Below are 18,036 nucleotides of genomic sequence, written 5' to 3' on the forward strand. Positions count from 1 at the left end.
GTCCATGCGCATCCTGCACACCTCCGACTGGCACATCGGGCGCACCTTCCACGGTGTCGACCTTCTCGCCGACCAGCGTCGTGCCCTCGACGCGATCGCAGGCCTCGTCGCCGCGCAGGACATCGATGTGGTCGTCGTGCCCGGCGACGTCTACGACCGTTCGATCCCGAGTTCCGACGCGGTCGCGGTGTGCAATGCGGGCTTCGAGGCCATCCGCGCGGCCGGTGCGGTCATCGTCGCCACCTCGGGCAACCACGATTCGCCGGTGCGGCTCGGAGCCGGAGCAGCGTTCGCCGCGCACGGCGGTCTGCACCTGATCACCCGGGTGTCGCAGATCGAGCACCCCGTCGTCCTGGAGGACCGGCACGGGCCGGTCGCGTTCTACGGCCTTCCGTATCTCGAGCCCGAGATCACCCGCGCCGAACTCGGTGTGCCCACAGCGCGTTCGCACCAGGAGATCCTGGATGCCGCGATGCGCCGCGTGCGGGAGGACGTCGCGCAGCGTGGAGGGCGCACCGTGGTGCTCGCGCACGCGTTCGTGGTCGGTGCCGAGCCGACCGGGTCCGAACGATCGATCTCCGTCGGCGGTGTCGAGACGGTTTCGGCCGCGTCGTTCGCCGGCGCCGACTACGTGGCACTCGGGCATCTGCATTCGCCGCAGACCGTCGCGGAGCACGTGCGGTACTCCGGATCTCCGCTGCCCTATTCCTTCGGTGAACGCACCCACCGCAAAGCGGTGTGGATCGCCGACCTCGACGAGACCGGTCTCCGGTCCGTCGAACGCATCGAACTGCCGGTGGTCCGGCCGCTGACCAAGTTGACAGGCACGCTCGACACGCTGCTCGGCGATCCCGCCTACGCCGAAGCGACCGAGCACTACGTCTCGGCCACACTCACCGACCCGGTCCGTCCCCTCGACGCGATGCGCAAGCTGCAGGAACGTTTTCCGCACGCCGTACACGTCGAGTGGCAGCGTCCCGCGTCCTTCTCCGAAGGCACCTACCGAGACAAGGTGCGCGGTCGCAGCGACGTGCAGATCGCCGAGGCGTTCCTCGGCGACGTGCGCTCCGCACCGTCGGCTCGTGAGCTCGGGTGGATCGGCCAGGCGTTGCGCGACGCCGACCGCAAACAGGGCGTCGGCGACGCACTGCCCGGCGCCGACCGCGCTCGGACGGATGTGCCCGCGTGAGGCTCCACACGCTCGAGGTCACGGCGTTCGGCCCGTTCGCCGGCACCGTCGAGATCGACTTCGACGAACTCGGCTCCGACGGCTTGTTTCTGCTCCACGGACAGACGGGCGCGGGCAAGACATCGATCCTCGACGCCGTGGCCTTCGCCTTGTACGGCACCGTTCCCGGGGCCCGCGCCGACGGCCGGCGCCTCCTCTCCGACCACGCTCCGGCCGGTGTCGCACCGCGGGTGCGGCTCGAAGCCACCATCTCGGGTCGGCGGATCGTCCTCGAACGCAGTCCCGAATACGAACGTCCCAAGATGCGGGGCACCGGCACTGTCAAGCAGCAGGCCAAGGCGACATTGACCTGGCTCGACGGGCAGGGCGAGAACCTGTCCCGGATCCCCGACATCGGTGACGCCGTCAAGGGCTTGCTGGGGATGAGCGCCGAACAGTTTTTCCAGGTGGTGCTTCTGCCGCAGGGTGAGTTCGCGAAGTTCCTGCGCGCGGGCAGCGACGAGCGCGGCAAGCTGCTCGAGCGACTGTTCGACACGACGCGCTTCGGGGATGTCGAGCAATGGTTCCGCGACCGCCGTGGCGCGGGCGGCAAACTCCTTGCCGAACAACAGAAAACGGTCGATCTTCTGGCCGCGAAGGTAGCCGCCGCCGCGGGTATCGAGGCGGGAGCCGACGCGGACCCGGTCGAGTGGGCACACCGGCTGTCCGCCGAAGCCGCCGACACTCGCGATGCCGCCGCCGCGGTCCTCGAACGCGCCCGCGAAGTCGACGCGGAGAACCGCCGCGCGCTCGACACCGCCCTCGCGCTGGAACAGAATCTGCACCGCCGCACCGGCGCCCTCACAGTGCTTGCCACCCTTACGGCCTCCGAACCCGATTGGCAGCGATTGCGCAGCGAGCGCGACGCCGCGCGACGCGCGGTTCCGGTCTCGGTCGTCGATCTCGATGCGGCGCGGGCCGTCGCGGACGCGGAGGCTGCTGCCAGGGCCGCGCGCGCAGCCCGCGCTCCGCTCGAGGAACACGATGAAGGCCGGGCACTGCTGGCAGAGGTCGGTGACGTTCCCGCAGACACCGACCGCGCCGTGATCCGGCCCCGGTGCGAACAATGGTCGGCGGAGGTTGCGCGGCTCGACGATCTGCTCGAGCAGCATCGGCATGTGGCAACGATCGAGGCGGACCTGGGCCGAGTGGCCCAGCGCCGCCGCGCCCTCGGCGACGACCACACGACACGGGTCGCCGAGCGCGCTGCACTGCCCGACCGGCTCGCTGCCGCGGTCGCCGCGGTGAGCGAGTCGGAGCAGGCCGCCGCGTCCCTCCCGGGACTTGTCGCCGCCCGCGACCGCGGCGCGGATTCTCTCGGTGCCGCAGTCGAACTCGCCGCGCTCGGCACCGACCTCGAACGAGCACAGCAACGGGTGCTGACGTTGCACTCGGCATTCAACGACGCCCGCGACAGGCATCTCGACATCCGGCGTCGCCGTATCGAGGGGATGGCCGCCGAACTGGCGGCCCGGCTCACCGCCGGCGAGCCGTGCGAAGTCTGCGGTGCCACAGAGCATCCCGCTCCCGCCGTCCCGGCGCCGGACACGGTCACGAAGAACGACGAGGCCGCCGCACAGGCTGCGGAACAGCGCGCGGAGCGAGCGCTCGCCGACGCGCGGACCGCGGCAACCGAGATCTCCGGGGCCGTTGCGGTGCTGCGTCAGCGTTGCGGCGACGTTCCGGTCGAGGATCTCACCGTCCGTCACGCCGACGCGGTTTACGCACACGACGCGGCGAAAGCGCTCGCCGAACATCTGGTGCGGCGTCGCGCCGCGGTCGACGAACTGCACCGTCTCGCCACCGACCTCGACGAACGAATCCGCCGCGTCGAGGCCGAACTCGCAGACCTGGACCGCCGCACCGCGGTGCTCTCCGCCGAGGCCGCGGAGGTCCGCAACCGCATCACCGCTGCGGTCGGTGATGCCGACTCCCTCGCGCCGCGGCGTCGCCGGGCGGCTGAGCTCGCCGCCGCCGCGACCGCGCTGCTCGATGCGCGCTCGACGGCCTCCCATGCCAGGAAGGTCGCCGAGCAGCGGTCCGCGGCGGCGCTCGCCGCCGCGACCGAGGCCGGTTTCGCCGACCTCGACGCCGCACGTGCGGCACTCCGGCCGGGGGAGCGGATCGACGAGATCGATCGTGTGCTCCGAGCGGCCGACAACGAACGGGCGGTCGCGCAGGCCACGCTCGCCGAGCCTGCGATAGCCGTTCTCACCGGAGACGAGACGGCCGATGTGCCCGGGGCGCGGGCAGCGGTCGCCGCGGGCGCTGCCGCGCTCGACCGGGCGCACGCTGCCGCCACCGAGGCGGCCCGCCGGTACCTCGACATCGACGCCTACACGGCGCGTCTCGAGCAGGCGTACGCGAAACTCGTCCCTCTCCGCGACGAGCAGGCCGAACTCGCCGACCTCGCGGACGTCGTGGCCGGTGGCGGCTCCAATGCCAAGAAGATGTCGCTGCGCTCGTATGTGCTCGCGGCGCGTCTCGAGGAGGTGGCGGAGGCCGCGTCGGAGAGACTGCGCAGGATGTCGGGCGGCCGGTACGAGTTCGTGCACTCCGACGCGGCCGACACCCGTGGTCGACGTGGTGGCCTGGGGCTCGACATCCACGACGAATACACCGGCGTGGTCAGGTCGACGAAAACCCTGTCCGGCGGCGAGTCGTTTCAGGCGTCGCTGGCGCTGGCGCTCGGGCTCGCGGACGTCGTCGCAGCGGAAGCCGGCGGAGTGGTTCTCGACACGATGTTCATCGACGAAGGGTTCGGCACCCTCGACGCGGACTCTCTGGATGCGGTGATGGGGGTGCTCGACGAATTGCGCGCCGGCGGCCGGGTCGTCGGGGTGGTGAGCCACGTCGACGAGATGCGGCAGCGGATCCCGAGCCGGCTGCACGTCATCCGCGGCCGGTCGGGATCCACTGTTCAGGTCGCGAGCTGACCCGCAGGAGCGTCCGTCACTTCTGATCCGGCTCGGGCTCCGGTCCGGTGGAGGCGTTCGGATCGGGCGCCGAGGCGTCGCCGGGAGCGGGCAGGGCTTTCGTCGCGTCGTCCGGATCGACTTCGGCCGAGCGACTGTCGATCTGCTCGCCGATGTAGCGGATCACGACGGCGGCGACCGCAGCCACCGGCACCGCCAGGAACGCACCGACGATGCCGAACAGCGACGATCCGGCAGTGACCGCGAGCAGCACCACGGCCGCGTGCAGATTCATGCTCCGCGACTGGAGAACGGGCTGCAGGACGTTCCCCTCGATCTGCTGCACCGCAATGATGAGTGCCAGCACGATGAGAGCCGTGGTGAAGCCGTTGGCGACGAGCGCGACCAGCACGGCCAGGGCACCGGCAACGAAGGCACCTACGATCGGGACGAATCCACCGATGAACGTGAGGATCGCCAGCACCGGCGCGAGCGGTACACCGAGGATCACCAGGCCGATGCCGATGAACACCGCGTCGATGAGGCTCACTACTGCCTGAGTGCGAATGAACCCGCCGAGCGTGATCCACATCCGGGTCAGGACCTCTTCGAGGTGCCGCCCGGCAGTCCTGCCGCTGACCCGATGAAGCCAGGGGAGGAAACGCGGTCCGTCCTTGATGAAGAAGAACGACAGCACCAGGACGAGTGCGAACGTGATGAGCAGCGACCCGGCGGTGGTGACCCCGGAGAACACGCCCCCGGCGATGGAGGCAGCACTGCCCTGGACACGTTCGACCACCGCGTCCACGGCGTTGTCGAGTTGCTCGTCCTGCAGGTTGATGGGCGGGCCCTTCACCCAGTCCTGGACCGTGTTGATGCCTTCGGTGGCCTTGTTGGCCAGATCGGGCACCTGGTTGACCACCGACGGCACGATGCCGGCGATGATGCCGCCCACGATCGCGAAGAACAGCACGAGCGTGATCGACGCGGCCGGTGCGGGTGGGAGCCCGCGTTTGGTCATCGCCCGGGTCGGCGGCCACAGAATCGTCGAGACCACGATCGCGAGGGCGACCGGCAGCACGATCACCCACATTTTCTGGATGATCCAGCCGAGCACGAGGGCACCCGCAGCGATCACGACAAGGATCGCGGACCACTTCGCGAGCCACATTCCGCCGGCACCGATGAGGGTGGCCCGATCAGGAGTCTTCGACGATGTCGAGGCGGGGTTCGTACCCCATGGGCTGGATTTCGATTCGGTCAACGCTGGTCCTTCCGACATGTCTGTGCGAGTCGACGTGCCCGACGTCCGTAAATCTACGGTCACCACGCCCGGAATCCGAGCATGAGCGGGTTGTCGGATTTGCCCGACCGAGAGTCCCCGTTCGTGGCACTCTCGAAACGTGACGAATGGAACGGGCATGTCCCGGAGAACTCGGGCATCGATCATGCTGGTCGCGGTGGCTGTCGCCGGTGCTCTCGCCGCGTGCAGCTCGGACGACGCGCCGACGGCGGACGGGGCGCGGACCTCGGCGAGCGACGCCGCGACGAATGTGCAGGAACAAGCCGGCGGGGTCCTGTCCTCGGTTCAGCAGGCAGCCTCCGATGCCGCCGACAAAGCCGGAGAAGCGTTCGACGATGCCAAGATGAGTGCGTTCGTAGCGGCGTTCCGTGCCGGCTACCCGCAGTTGTCCGCCGACCGGGAAACCTCGTCGATCGAGTCGATCGTCAGCGAGACGTGCCCGTTGATCGAGGACGGCACCAGCGATCAGGAAGTCAACGAGAAGGTCGGCGAACTCGCCGCCGACGGGACGTCCGTGCCCGACGACGAGCAGGCCGCGCGGATCGCGCAGTTGGTGCGGGTAGCGTGCGGATGAGGCGACCGCGCGGAGTCTGCGTAGAATATTGAACCCGTGAGCCTTACCCTCGGAATCGTCGGTCTTCCCAACGTCGGCAAGTCGACGCTTTTCAACGCGCTGACCAAGAACGATGTGCTGGCTGCGAACTATCCGTTCGCCACCATCGAGCCCAATGTCGGCGTGGTCGAACTGCCCGATCCGCGGCTGAATCGCCTCGCAGAGATCTTCGGTTCGCAGCGCATCCTGCCTGCCACCGTGTCGTTCGTCGACATCGCCGGCATCGTCAAGGGAGCGTCCGAGGGCGCAGGCCTGGGCAACAAGTTCCTCGCCAACATTCGCGAAGCGGATGCGATCTGCCAGGTTGTGCGCGTGTTCGCCGATGACGACGTGATCCACGTCGACGGTCGCGTCGACCCGCTCGCCGACATCGAGATCATCGAGACCGAGCTGATCCTCGCCGACATCCAGACCCTCGAGAAGGCGCTGCCGCGTCTCGAGAAGGAAGCGAAGAAGAACAAGGACCTCAAGCCGCAGTACGAGGAGGCCGTCAAGGCGCAGGCCGTCCTCAACGAGGGCGCGACCCTGTTCTCGAAGAAGGACACCCTCGACTACGCGCTGCTGCGCGAGCTCAACCTCATGACCACCAAGCCGTTCCTCTACGTCTTCAACGCCGACGAGACGGTGCTGACCGACGACGCGAAGAAGCAGGAACTGCGTGAGGCCGTCGCTCCCGCAGACTGCGTGTTCCTCGACGCCAAGGTCGAGTCCGAGTTGATCGAACTCGAGCCGGAAGAAGCTCAGGAACTGCTCGACTCGATCGGTCAGGACGAGCCCGGCCTCGCCTCCCTCGCGCGGGTCGGCTTCCACACCCTCGGCCTCCAGACCTACCTCACGGCGGGTCCGAAGGAGGCGCGTGCGTGGACCATCCACCAGGGCGACACTGCACCGCAGGCCGCCGGCGTCATCCACTCCGACTTCGAGCGTGGCTTCATCAAGGCCGAGATCGTCTCGTTCGACGACCTCGACGCCGCCGGTTCGATGGCTGAGGCCAAGGCCCGGGGCAAGGTCCGGATGGAAGGCAAGGACTACGTCATGGCCGACGGCGATGTCGTGGAGTTCCGCTTCAACGTGTAGCGGCTGTTACCGCGCGGGCGTGATCTCGCTTTCGACGACCCACTTGTGGTTTGTCATCTCCATGCCATCGGCTTCGAGATCGACCATGTAGACGGTTTCGTCGGTGGAACTGTCGATCGTCGCCCGGGCGCCGTTCATTCCTCCCATGTGCTCGGCCTGCAGTCCCACTTCGGTCCCATCGGCGAGCGGCGCCGGGCCGGGGTTGTCGAGTTCTTCGTGGACGACCCATCGGTGGTCGACCACAGGCTCGCCGCCGGTTGTCGGGGTGTAGCTCACGGAGTAGGTCGTGGTGTCGAACGCTCCGGAGATGGTGGCTTGCGCGCCGTTCATGCCGGGCATGTGATCCGCGGTCAGTAGCACCGTCGTGCCGACCGGGTACCTCGGGTCGATCGCCGTTCGTATACCCGGCGGTGGTGCGCCGCCGTCCGCCGCGTGGTCGTGACCGGTCGCACCGCCGTCATGTTCTCCGTGGTGCTCGTGCATATCGCTGATGTTCGTGCCCGACCCTGCCACGTTGTCGGAACCGACGACCCTGGCAAGTCCGAGGACCGCACCGACAGCCACCACCAGTCCGGCCCCGAAGAGCGCGAGCTTGATTGGGGTCTTCATCAGAGCCTCCTCGGTGTGTAGCCGGCTTCTCGACAGCGGCGAGGACCTTCTCGTCGTCGATCGGGCTGTCCGCGTTCACAACGAGCCTGCCGGTTCGGGCGAGGACCTCGATGCCTGCGACACCGGCGATCTCGCCGATCTTCTCACGCACGGACGTTTCGCGGTGCCCGCACGCCATATCGGTCGCCTGGTCTCGCTGACGGTCATCGTCGTCCCTCTGCCTATACCCGCCGGGGGTATGTGGCGCAATCCAACGTATACCCCCTACCGGTATCGCTGCAAGGGTGCACATCGGCTCGCTCGGGCGCGACGACCGTCCGCGCCCGACGCAGAAACAGATGACTTCCACGAAGTCGGTCCGCAGCCGAAGGGGGGTCGCCGGCTCGACGCGGTGCGCTTCAGCCGGTCGGTCGAATCGGGACGCGACCTTCTAGCGAGGCGCTTCGCTCAGCGTGCGGCGCGTAACGAATCGGCGTGGGGCGCCCGTCAGCGGATCGGTGAATTCGACTTCCCGCGCGAGTAATTGGAGAGGCTGCGAATAGTCGTCCGGTGCCTCGGGCAATAGTTCGGGATACCAGCGATCGCCCAGGATCCCGATCCCGAGCGCCGCGAGGTGCACTCGCAACTGATGCATCCGTCCGGTGCGTGGACGCAGAATCGTATGCAGCACAGCGCGTCCGGAGACGCCCACCCCGGATCCGAGCACGTCGATCAGCGTCTCGGCGTTGGGTTCACAGGCGTCGTAGACCACGCACCGAAGCTCCCCGCGCAGGACGGAGATGTGGTTGCGGTAGAGCAGAGGAAGCGTGTGTTCGCCGAGCGCCGGTGCGTCGGCGTCCCACCACGTCGGCTGGGTCGACACCGCCTCGTAGACCTTTGTGACCTGACGCTTCTCGAACATGGATTGGTACGCACCGCGAGTGTCGGGCCGGGCAGAGAACATCACCACGCCGGCCGTCGCGCGGTCGAGACGATGGATCGGAGTCAGGTTCGGGTTGTCGAGACGGAGCCGCAGGCGGACGAGTGCTGACTCGCGCAGGTACCGACCGCCCGGGGTGGTCGGAAGAAAGTGCGGCTTGTCGATCACGACGAGGTTGTCGTCGGTGTGCAGGATCTCCTCGTGAAAGGGAATCGGCTCCTCGGCCGGCAGGTCGCGGTAGTACCAGACGAAAGGATGCACACCCAGCGCGGTGTGACGGCCGATCGGGTGGCCGTCGCGGCCCACGATCTCGCCCGCATCGAACCGCCGGTACAGCTCGTCGGGGTCCAGATGGCCGAATCTCGTCACCGTGTACTCGGCGATCGTCTCCCACGGCCCTGAAATCGGTACTTGCAGCCGCGTCGGTCCCACGCCGTCTCTGACGGGGAGCGGTGAGGGCATCGGCACCTGGTAATGATCCCACCGTCGGTCGGGCTCACCGCGATGCGGGTCGAGACCCGCCGTCAGGGATTGGGGCGGGTGGTCTCGTCGCCCGCTTCCCGTTCCCCGGTCTCGGCGAATGTGCGGAGGACCGTGGTGAAGAGGTCCGGATCTTCGACGTTCCACGGATGGTGCATCCCCGGCGCTACCCACGTCTGCAGTTGAGGGAGCGCTTTCCCCAGGGCGGGGAAGGCGTCACGCACGGAGCGCTGTTCCTTCTCGCCAGCGACAGCCAACATCGGTCCGGAGTACGCGAAAGGCTCTGAAGGAACCTCGCTTTCTGCGACCTCACGGAATATGCGCCGGTTGGTGTCCGGCGCAACACGGACGGCAGAGTCGACGTACAGGTCCCTCCCATCGGCCGGAACCCCGAACGCCGCAGCCTGTGCTCGCCAGTACCAACGTTTGCGCCACAACGGGATCTGAGGCGGGATGAGGAAGCGTTCGAGCGACGTCAGCCCGGTGAACGCAACGCCTGTGATCATGCAACTGCGAACGAGCTGGGGGTGACGATGCACGAGATGAACGGCGACGAACCCACCGAGTGACAGGCCGACGACGTGCGCGGTTCCGCCGATTGCGTGTTTGCGGATGATCTCGGCGATGTCGTCGGCGGCAGCGCGCATCCCCGGCCACCGCAGCCCGTAGCGCTCGCCGAGCGCCGGTAGATCCGGGGTCAGCAGATGACGCTCGGGGAGGCGTTCGATCTGCGGGCCCCACATCCAGCCCCCGGCATTGTTGCCGTGGAGTAGGACGATCGTTTCGCCCGTTCGGGGGCCGTGTTCCAGACCCCAGTGGCCGGAGCCCGTCATCGGACGAGATCCGTCCCGATGCAGCGCAGTCCCAGAGTCGAACAAGAGGTACGCGACTTCGTCGAAACGTCGGCGCAGGGGAGAAGTCTCGGGCGCGGCTTCACGGGCGCCACTGTATTGGTCGCACAACGGACATGTCGAGTATTGATTCGGAGCACTTCTGTTCGCACGGCGGTCCGTCGTGGTTGAGTGGGCACATGGCTTCACTCCAGGCGACCGTGCTGAAGAGGGCGGCCCGCAAGATCGCCGGTAGCCACGGGCACGAAGTGATGCGACCGGTCGGAGACGGCACCGAGACACAATTTCCGCTGGCCTACGTCCGGACCGGCCCACGCGGGAAAGTTCCCGTGCTCATGGTGCCCGGCGGACCGGGACTTGCTTCCGTCCTGCCCTATCGCAGTTTGCGCCGTCGAGCAGAGCATGCGGGACTCGACGTCCTGATGATGGAGCATCGCGGTGTCGGGTTGTCGCGCCGCGATGTGCACGGCAACGAGCTGCCGAGCGAAGCGGTCACGGTCGACCACGTGGTCGAGGATCTCGCCGCGGTCCTCGATGATGCGGGGGTCGAGCGTGTGATCGTCTACGGCTCGTCCTACGGCACGTACCTTGCACAGGGCTTCGGGGTCCGGTATCCGGATCGGGTGGTGGGAATGGTCCTCGATTCGCCGATGCTGTCCGTTGCGGATGACATCGAGGGTGCACGCTCGTACCGGCGCGGACTGTTTCTCGAAGCGACCGATCCGGATCTGGCGCCGGTAGTCGAAGCCTTGCGTACCGCGCTCGCGCGTGGGGTGCCGGAGCCGGAGATCAACGTGGTCGTGCAGATCGCATACGAGTACGGAGGTCCGGACCTTCTCCGGGAGTTACTCGTCCAGCGGAGCAACGGACGGTTACGGCGCATCTGGAATCGGATGGCAAACGCCGGCTCGGCCGAGATAGACGGGGGAGGAGCACCGTTCTTCTTCGAACCCGATCTTGTTTCGCGGATTGCTTTCCGCGAGCTCGGATATGGGCTACCGCCCGACGGTGAACTGCTCGACCAGCAGGAGATTTTCGCGGCTGCCGCGGCGCGGCATCCGGAGTTCGTAGGGGAACCCTTCGACTTTCCCGCGCAGATCCCGGCATTCTCGTGGCCGACCGCGGTGATCTCCGGAGGCCGCGACCTGCGGACACCACCTCCGATCGCAGAAAAGATCGTAGATCTGGTACCCCGCGCGGTGCTGGTGTCGATACCGATCCTGGGTCACAGTGCCATGGATTCACACCAGCTCGCGGCTGTGTATGTGACAAAGATGCTGGCGGACAACAGGTCCGAGTCTCCGGCGACGATGGAGCATCATATCGCCGGGATGCCCCGGCGTGGGGCGGCGAATCTGATGCGGCGAGCGATCATCGGCGCGGTCGTCGTCGGTCGGTGGACGGCCACGGTCGCGTCCCGGCTTCCGTTTCGCGCTGGATCCTAGCGGCGTCGGGAGGCTTCGGAGAGATCGCCGGTGGCGGCGGACGAACCTCGGGCTCACGGTGTCCGTTCGCTCCCGTTGCGGCACGGCCCCGGGTCGGCCGTTCAGGGACCTTCCGGGACCGTGCGCTCGGCCGGGCTCAGGTGTTGCCGAACAACTCTTTCAGACTGTCCGCGATCCGCACGGGGCAGTCGTCACGCAGTGCGAAGTCCACGTCGGTACCGGCGAGTTCGACGGTGATCCGGGTGATCGGCGCGTTGTCTTCTTCGATGCTCAGGTGATGGGTGATGCGCGTGAGAACACCTGCCGCCAGGGTCTCGTGCTCGGTGACCGTGTTCTTCAGGTCCACGCGCACGTACTTGCCGATGTGGGAAAGGTTGAGATCTTGGTGCGGTATTTCGTTCTTCGCCATGATGAGAAATCTACTTGACCCACCGGCGCCGTTTGTCGGTTACTACCGACCACTACCGGTTCCGGAGATGTGAGAACGAATACGTGGCACAGCGCTACCGGGTCCAGTATTGGAGCATCGGTTCCTCGCCGAGCAGCGACGAGCCCTCGGTGATGACAAGGGCGTCGGGTGAGATGCGGTACTGCACACCGTCGTTGGTCGCGGTGAAACCGTTCCCCGACGCCACGGGATCGTCGATCTCCAGGGCAGCTCCGTCGCTGAGTCGGACCCCTTTGTAGTACAAGCGTCCCACTCCGGTCTCGCAGACCACAACAAGCGACTCGGTGGTCTGTCCGGCGAAGACGGCGGCGTTGGTGTGATTGCAGCGTGCCTGCGGCACGCCGACGAAACCTTGGCCGTCCGTGTTGTCGAGCGGGGGACTCGACGGTGCGGGTCCCGCGGCCGGAGGCGCCGCGGGCGGGGGTGCCGTGCCGGGGGCGGGATTGCCCGTCGCAACGAGTTCGAGGCCGTCGATCCGCAGTGCGACATCTCCCGGAAGCACGACCACGTAGCTGTCGCCCTCCACGTTGTCGTTGGCCAGCAGGCAGGTGAAGTCCCCCGTCAAGCACGACAGGCGCTCCCAGTAACCGCCGTAGGACCGGGTGGGACGTACTGCGTATTCGCCCGGTGCGATGTCCACTCCGACTTTCAAGATCCCGTCGGTCGGCAGTGTCTGTGGCTCCGCAGTCGCAGACTCGGTTGCTGCCGGCGGTGGCGCGGACGTGGTGGGCGAGTCGGCGGTGACGGTGACCGTGCGTGCCGGCGAACCGGCAGCCGCCGTGTCCTCGGCCTCGGAGGCCGAGTTGCGAACGAGCACGACGGCGAGGCCGGCGAGAGTCGCGATGAGTGCAACGACGATCACTCCGCCCACAACCCATGGCCACTTCGGCCGCCGGGGTGGCTGTTCGAACGGGGGCGGTCCGTACCCGTACCCATACCCATCGGGGGGAGGTTGCGTCGACATCCGTATTCCTTCGGTCGGGCGGGTGCTGTCCTTTCCGGGATATCGGTGTCCGGGTGGGGCTGTTACGGCCGCGCACGACGCAGTTCGGTTCCGGTCGGGCTACGGTCCCGGCGGCCACTGTGCCCGCGTCGTGACATGTGTGTGCAGCCGAAGGGCCGCGGGGGAGGGATGGCGTGTGCCCGTCGCCAGTCCGATCGGGCGGTCGGCGATGCCGCTGACCTGCACGGTCGCGACACCGGGCTGTGGGATCTCCGCTCGCGGCAGGAGCGCAATGCCGAGGCCTTGTGCGACCAGTGCGCGGATCGTGTCGAACTCGCTGATCTCGAACGCGATGTAGGGATCGAATCCGGCTGCACGGCAGTAATTGTCGAGTTCGGTGCGGACGTGGTATGTGGGTGGGCCGGCGATGAAGTGTTCGTCGGCGAGTTCACCGAGGTCGACGCGGTCTCGCTCCGCGAGCGGGTGGGTGTCGGCGACATGCAGCAACAACGGTTGACTGCCGAGGACGGTGACGACGAGATCCTCCGGTGGCGGGATCATCACAGCCAGATCGAGCCGGCCGTCTCGGACCATCGCCGCCAGTGCTTCACCGTGTGCCTGAACGAGGTGGAGGCGAATGCGCGGGGCGTCGCGATGAAATTCGGCGAGGAGCGACGGGACGCTGACCGGGCCGAGTGTCAGGGGGAAGCCGAACCGGACGATCCCACTGTCGGGATCGGCGTGGCTGCGGACGGTGTTGATCGCGTCGTCGAGTTCCCGGATCGTCTCCCGGGTGCGCGCGTGCAGTTCACGCCCGGCCGTTGTCAGCGCCACCCCGCGTCCTATCTGCTGGAACAGCGATACGCCCATCGTGTGTTCCAAGGCTTTGATGCGGCGACTGACCGACGACTGCGGGACGCCCAGCCTGTCCGCGGCGTGCGTGATGTGCCCCTCTCTCGCTGCCGCGTCGAACGCAGCGAGCAATGGCACTACCGAGGCCGTCTCGTCCGAGAGAAATCGATCCATATCCGGATCATATTCCAGCGACGATGTCATTGGACGGAATGGTCACCTGGCGCGCACTCTGGAAGGACCTCGATACGGAAGCAGGTGTGCAGACGTGCAGGAGATTCGCGCCACCGGTGGGCCGACACAACCGGAGATCTACGACGCCGTACTGATCGGCGGCGGCATCATGTCCGCGACGCTGGGGGCGTTGCTCACCCGGCTCCAGCCCGACTGGTCGATCCTCGTTCTCGAACGCCTCGACGACACGGCGTCCGAAAGCAGCGCCGCGTGGAACAATGCCGGAACAGGCCACGCGGGATTCTGCGAACTCAACTACATGCCCGATCCCGGCGATCCGTCGCGCGCCGCAGAAATCGGGCGGCAGTTCCGGATCTCTCGTCAGTTCTGGGGGTCACTCGTCGAATCCGGTGATCTCGCAGCGTCGTTCACGAATGCGACGCCCCACATGAACGTGGTGTTCGGGGAGCAGGACGTGCGCTATCTGCGACAGCGATACGAAACACTGCGCCGGTCGCCGCTGTTCTCGGACATGGAGTACACCGAGGATCCCGACATCATCGCGCGATGGGCACCGCTGCTGATGGACGGTCGAACCGGGTCCGGAGTTGTCGCGGCCACCCGCGACGAGCGCGGCACCGACGTCGACTTCGGCGCCCTGACACAGGGTTTGCTCCAAGGAATGCGCGAGTCCGGCGCGGAAGTTCGGACCGGCCACGAGGTGACGCGGCTACGCCGCGATAGAGACGGACGATGGACCGTGTCGGGGCGAGGCAACACCGGGGACCACCGATTCACGGTGCGGTCCCGGTTCGTCTTCGTCGGGGCAGGAGGGTACGCACTCAAACTCCTCCAGAAGGCACGCATCCCGGAGGTTCGCGGTTACGCGGTCTTCCCGATAGGAGCGCAGTTCCTCCGCACCGACAACCCCGATCTGGTGGCCCGTCACGACGCGAAGGTCTACAGCCAGGCGGACTCGGGCGCCCCGCCGATGTCGGTGCCGCACCTCGACAAGCGGGTGGTCGATGGCCACGGCGCGTTGATGTTCGGCCCGTACGCCACCTTCAGCACGCGTCTGCTCAAACACGGGCGGCTTACCGACCTGCTCACGACGATTCGACTGCACAACATCTGTTCGCTTCTCGCGGTGGGCCTCCAGAACGTGTCGCTGGTTCGCTACCTCGTCGGACAGCTTCTGGCGACACCGGAACGGAAGTTCGGCCAGTTGCAACGGTTTCATCCGGCAGCGTCGCCCGGCGAGTGGTACTCGATCGACGCGGGTCAGCGCGCACAACTGATCAAGCCGGATCGGCGCAAGGTGGGAGTGCTGACGTTCGGAACCGAGATCGTCACCGGCGCGGACGGTTCCATCGCGGGTCTGCTGGGGGCGTCACCCGGCGCGTCCGTCGCGCCTGCCGCCATGGTCGACGTGCTCACGGCGTGTTTCCCGGACCGGGCTCGCCACTGGGAGGCGACGCTGCAGCAGCTGATGCCGGGACTCGCGCTGCCCGGGAGCGCCGGCGACGAACCGTCGGAGAGCCGAGTATGAACGGACGGCGGTCGGGAGGGCGCGCGCCGGACGCGTACGTGTTGTCCGCCTGTTCAGCCGGCGGCAGCGAGAGCTTGCTGTTCCAGGGCCGGCCGGGGCGCGAGGATGGCGGAGTCCAGCAGCGTCTCGGCCTGTTCGTCCGGGATGGACAGCGCCAGGCAGAGCTCGGTGAGCACGCCGTTGCGGGCAGACCGGAGCATCTTCTTCTCACCCAATGAGAGGCCACACCGGTGCTCACGGCGAGTCAGGTCCCGGACGACGCCTGCGGTGACGAGGAGGTCGCCGAGCCTCAGCTTGTCCTGGTGGTCTTTGAACCTGCGCGACCAGCCGTTGTCTTCGGGGGGTGTGGGTGCGTGGAGAACCTCGAAGAGATCTTTGAGTTCCGTCGTGTCGTAGATTTCCCGGAGCCCGAGTTCCTCCGCCTTGGCGACGGGTACGTCGATCGTGAGATCGGACCGGTGGATGGCGAGCCGGAGATAGGACAGCCGAGTGGTCTTGATCGTCCGGTCGAAGATCTCGGTGACGGTTGCTGGGCCGTGGTGGGGATGGACAACGATTTGACCGGTCGAGAACTGCATGGGGACTGCTTTCTTGTGCACGCGGGTGTCGGAATCGACCGTCCGGTGGGCGTTATCGCGGCACCGAGACGATTGTCGTGCCATCTGCGGGGGAACGCAGTGACGCAGACACGGGGCGCCGCACCCATACGGATGGACGTGCCGGAGCCCGCGAGCCGACTCTTCTATTGTCCCACTTGTCCGACGTGTCGTGGCGGGTGAGATCTCTCACGCGGTGTGTGTCACGGCCGCATCCCCGCCAGAAATATCGAAACGAGTTGCGGCACAAGGCCGGGCGTCGCCCGGCGAATCGCGTCGGGCTGGGGGCGGGTGATCATACCGATCGCGAGGACGAGTTCGAGTGCGCCGAGATCCGGGCGGACGAGTCCTTCGGATCGCGCGGCGGCGAGCAGATTCTCGACCCCGGCGAGCGTTCGCGCCTGTGAATCCCGGACGGGCCCGGAGATCTCGTCTGCGACGAAATCGGCCAGTGCCGCGGCGAGGGCACCCAGATCCAAATCCACGAGCCGGTGGACGAAGTCGACCCATGCGGTGTCCGGAGCGCTGCCGATCAGATCGAGTGCCTCGTCGGCGGCGTCCTGGATCTCGCCGAGGATGGACAGCGAGACCTCGTCGGCCAGGGCGGCCCGCGAGTCGAAGTTGCGGTACAGAGTGGCGATCCCCACTCCCGCGGCCTCCGCGATGTGCTCGAGTGCGACGTCGCTTCCTTCTGCCGCGAACAGGCGCCGTGCTTCCCGGATTATCGCCTGGCGACGCTTGGCGGCATCGGAACGCATGAGTTCTCTTTCGTCGGGTGCCGGTGATGGCTGCACGAGGGACGGGTCGTGTTCCATTTGACACCAGATCTCCAACCGGAGGGTTATCTTCCGCTATAATCGGAGGAATGTCATCCGGTTATAGCCGGGTTCGTTGTGAAAGAAGAGTCGATGTCCCACCTGACCGCCGATACGCCCGCTCGTGACGCGGACCCGTCCACCGTCGTGAACAAGCGCACACCTCACTCGGCGTTCATGCTGCTGGGTATGACCGCCGGCCTCGGCGTGATCCTTGTTCTCCTGCTGATGGTCTTCATCATGCCGTCGCTGAAGAGCGGGGCGCACGACCTGAGCGTGGGCCTGGCCGGGACGTCGGGGGTCGTCGACGACTTCGAGCAGGCCCTCGTGACCGCCGCTCCCGACGCCTACACACCCCAGCGGTACGACTCGGAACAGGATCTGCGCGACGCCATCCTCGACCGAGAGATCGTCGGAGGGTTCGTCGTCGAAGAGTCGGGTGTGCACGCGCTGGTTGCCAGTGCCGGTTCGGCCACGATCTCCGGCACACTCGCCGGTACGGCCAACGCTGTCGGCCAGGTGACGGCCTCGCCGGTCACGGTGGAGGACGTGGTCCCGCTGCCTGCGTCGGACCCCACCGGTGTCGGAATCGGCGGACTGGCCTTCCCTCTCGTGTTCGGCGGCATCGTCCCGGTCGTCGCGTTCCGCAAAATTCTCCCGCGCAGCAACGGCTGGTATCTGGCGGGGCTGTTCACCTTCGCCGCCGTCGGTGGGACCATCGTCGCCGCCGTTCTCACCTACGCGTTCGGCAGCGTGGACACGGGATTCTGGGCAGTGGCAGGTTCTATCGCCATGGGGATTGCGGCACTGGCGTTCCCGCTGGCCGGGCTCCAGAAACTGTTCGGGGCCAAAGGTTTCACCATCGGTGCGATGGCGATGATGTTCCTCGGAAATCCCCTCGCCGGAATCTCCACGACCTCTGCATGGCTCCCGAGCGGGCTCGGCACGTTCGGCCAGATCCTTCCCCCCGGCGCAGCCGGGACCCTCGTGCGCTCCGCGGCCTACTTCCAGGGAACGGGCGGGCTCGTGGCGGCGTGCACTCTCGCGGCATGGATCGTCGTCGGACTTGCGCTGTACGTGATCGGCATGCGTCGCACCCGGGTGGACGCTCCTGTGGCCGCCTCCGCCGTTCCGGCAGCCTGAGGACCGAAAAACGTTTGTCCCCGCTCGGCCTCCGCGCGTACCGTCCCTTCGGTTAGCCGTGCAAACGATTGAGGAG

16 protein-coding genes are annotated in these 18,036 nt (G+C 67.1%); 7 read left to right on the forward strand and 9 right to left on the reverse strand.

The window, feature by feature from the left end; translation table 11 throughout:
* Positions 1-4: 4 nt before the first annotated feature.
* Both ACLQ3J_RS08530 and ACLQ3J_RS08535 read left to right on the forward strand, forming a co-directional pair.
* Positions 5-1,189: an exonuclease SbcCD subunit D gene (locus tag ACLQ3J_RS08530; RefSeq protein WP_425902832.1), complete on the forward strand. Its 1,185-nt coding sequence runs from the start codon at positions 5-7 to the stop codon at positions 1,187-1,189.
* Positions 1,186-4,164: an AAA family ATPase gene (locus ACLQ3J_RS08535; RefSeq protein WP_425902833.1), complete on the forward strand. Its 2,979-nt coding sequence runs from the start codon at positions 1,186-1,188 to the stop codon at positions 4,162-4,164. The genes ACLQ3J_RS08530 and ACLQ3J_RS08535 overlap by 4 nt, the downstream gene beginning before the upstream one ends.
* A gap of 16 nt (positions 4,165-4,180) precedes the next feature.
* Here the strand turns inward: ACLQ3J_RS08535 and ACLQ3J_RS08540 are convergent, their stop codons facing one another.
* Positions 4,181-5,425 carry an AI-2E family transporter gene (locus ACLQ3J_RS08540; protein WP_169621559.1) on the reverse strand — a complete coding sequence of 415 codons (1,245 nt, stop codon included), beginning with the start codon at positions 5,423-5,425 and terminating at the stop codon, positions 4,181-4,183.
* 139 nt (positions 5,426-5,564) lie between these two features.
* Here ACLQ3J_RS08540 and ACLQ3J_RS08545 point away from each other — a divergent pair, with 139 nt between their 5' ends.
* Together ACLQ3J_RS08545 and ychF are read left to right on the forward strand one after the other, a co-directional pair.
* A complete protein-coding gene (locus tag ACLQ3J_RS08545) occupies positions 5,565-6,020 on the forward strand; it encodes a hypothetical protein (RefSeq protein WP_425902835.1) in 456 nt (151 codons plus the stop codon).
* 36 nt (positions 6,021-6,056) lie between these two features.
* Positions 6,057-7,136: a redox-regulated ATPase YchF gene (ychF, locus tag ACLQ3J_RS08550; RefSeq protein ID WP_296549473.1), complete on the forward strand. Its 1,080-nt coding sequence runs from the start codon at positions 6,057-6,059 to the stop codon at positions 7,134-7,136.
* 6 nt (positions 7,137-7,142) lie between these two features.
* Here the strand turns inward: ychF and ACLQ3J_RS08555 are convergent, their stop codons facing one another.
* From ACLQ3J_RS08555 to ACLQ3J_RS08565, 3 genes are all read right to left on the reverse strand, one after another.
* Entirely contained in the window at positions 7,143-7,745 is a 603-nt protein-coding gene (locus ACLQ3J_RS08555; RefSeq protein WP_425902836.1) for a YdhK family protein, read from the reverse strand.
* A gap of 430 nt (positions 7,746-8,175) precedes the next feature.
* On the reverse strand, positions 8,176-9,126 hold the full coding sequence (locus ACLQ3J_RS08560) for a pseudouridine synthase (RefSeq protein WP_425902838.1): 951 nt from the start codon (positions 9,124-9,126) through the stop codon (positions 8,176-8,178).
* Between the two features lie 62 nt (positions 9,127-9,188).
* The gene (locus ACLQ3J_RS08565) at positions 9,189-9,977 is read right to left on the reverse strand and encodes an alpha/beta fold hydrolase (protein WP_425902839.1); all 789 of its coding nucleotides are present in this window, start codon (positions 9,975-9,977) and stop codon (positions 9,189-9,191) included.
* Positions 9,978-10,174: 197 nt separating this feature from the next.
* On the opposite strand from ACLQ3J_RS08565, the gene ACLQ3J_RS08570 reads away from it, so the two are divergent.
* Positions 10,175-11,440 (forward strand): alpha/beta fold hydrolase, encoded by a 1,266-nt coding sequence (locus ACLQ3J_RS08570; RefSeq protein ID WP_425902841.1) that lies wholly within the window; start codon positions 10,175-10,177, stop codon positions 11,438-11,440.
* A 136-nt stretch (positions 11,441-11,576) separates the two neighbouring features.
* Here ACLQ3J_RS08570 and ACLQ3J_RS08575 read toward each other — a convergent pair whose 3' ends face one another.
* The 3 genes from ACLQ3J_RS08575 to ACLQ3J_RS08585 form a co-directional block, all read right to left on the reverse strand.
* The gene (locus tag ACLQ3J_RS08575; RefSeq protein WP_169621565.1) at positions 11,577-11,849 is read right to left on the reverse strand and encodes a hypothetical protein; all 273 of its coding nucleotides are present in this window, start codon (positions 11,847-11,849) and stop codon (positions 11,577-11,579) included.
* A gap of 94 nt (positions 11,850-11,943) precedes the next feature.
* Positions 11,944-12,750, reverse strand: coding sequence for a hypothetical protein (locus ACLQ3J_RS08580; protein ID WP_425902842.1), 807 nt, complete (start codon positions 12,748-12,750; stop codon positions 11,944-11,946).
* Between the two features lie 201 nt (positions 12,751-12,951).
* A complete protein-coding gene (locus tag ACLQ3J_RS08585; RefSeq protein WP_425902844.1) occupies positions 12,952-13,857 on the reverse strand; it encodes a LysR substrate-binding domain-containing protein in 906 nt (301 codons plus the stop codon).
* 94 nt (positions 13,858-13,951) lie between these two features.
* On the opposite strand from ACLQ3J_RS08585, the gene mqo reads away from it, so the two are divergent.
* A complete protein-coding gene (gene mqo, locus ACLQ3J_RS08590) occupies positions 13,952-15,406 on the forward strand; it encodes a malate dehydrogenase (quinone) (protein ID WP_425902846.1) in 1,455 nt (484 codons plus the stop codon).
* A gap of 53 nt (positions 15,407-15,459) precedes the next feature.
* Here the strand turns inward: mqo and ACLQ3J_RS08595 are convergent, their stop codons facing one another.
* Both ACLQ3J_RS08595 and ACLQ3J_RS08600 read right to left on the reverse strand, forming a co-directional pair.
* Complete coding sequence (locus ACLQ3J_RS08595) at positions 15,460-15,984, reverse strand: CarD family transcriptional regulator (protein WP_169621569.1); 525 nt, start codon at positions 15,982-15,984, stop codon at positions 15,460-15,462.
* 221 nt (positions 15,985-16,205) lie between these two features.
* Positions 16,206-16,760, reverse strand: coding sequence for a TetR/AcrR family transcriptional regulator (locus ACLQ3J_RS08600; RefSeq protein WP_169621570.1), 555 nt, complete (start codon positions 16,758-16,760; stop codon positions 16,206-16,208).
* Positions 16,761-16,910: 150 nt separating this feature from the next.
* Between ACLQ3J_RS08600 and ACLQ3J_RS08605 the strand changes: the two genes are divergently transcribed.
* On the forward strand, positions 16,911-17,960 hold the full coding sequence (locus tag ACLQ3J_RS08605) for an ABC transporter permease (RefSeq protein WP_206037049.1): 1,050 nt from the start codon (positions 16,911-16,913) through the stop codon (positions 17,958-17,960).
* Positions 17,961-18,036: the final 76 nt, after the last annotated feature.

Source organism: Rhodococcus sp. DT1, from assembly GCF_049844875.1.
GTDB lineage: Bacteria > Actinomycetota > Actinomycetes > Mycobacteriales > Mycobacteriaceae > Rhodococcus.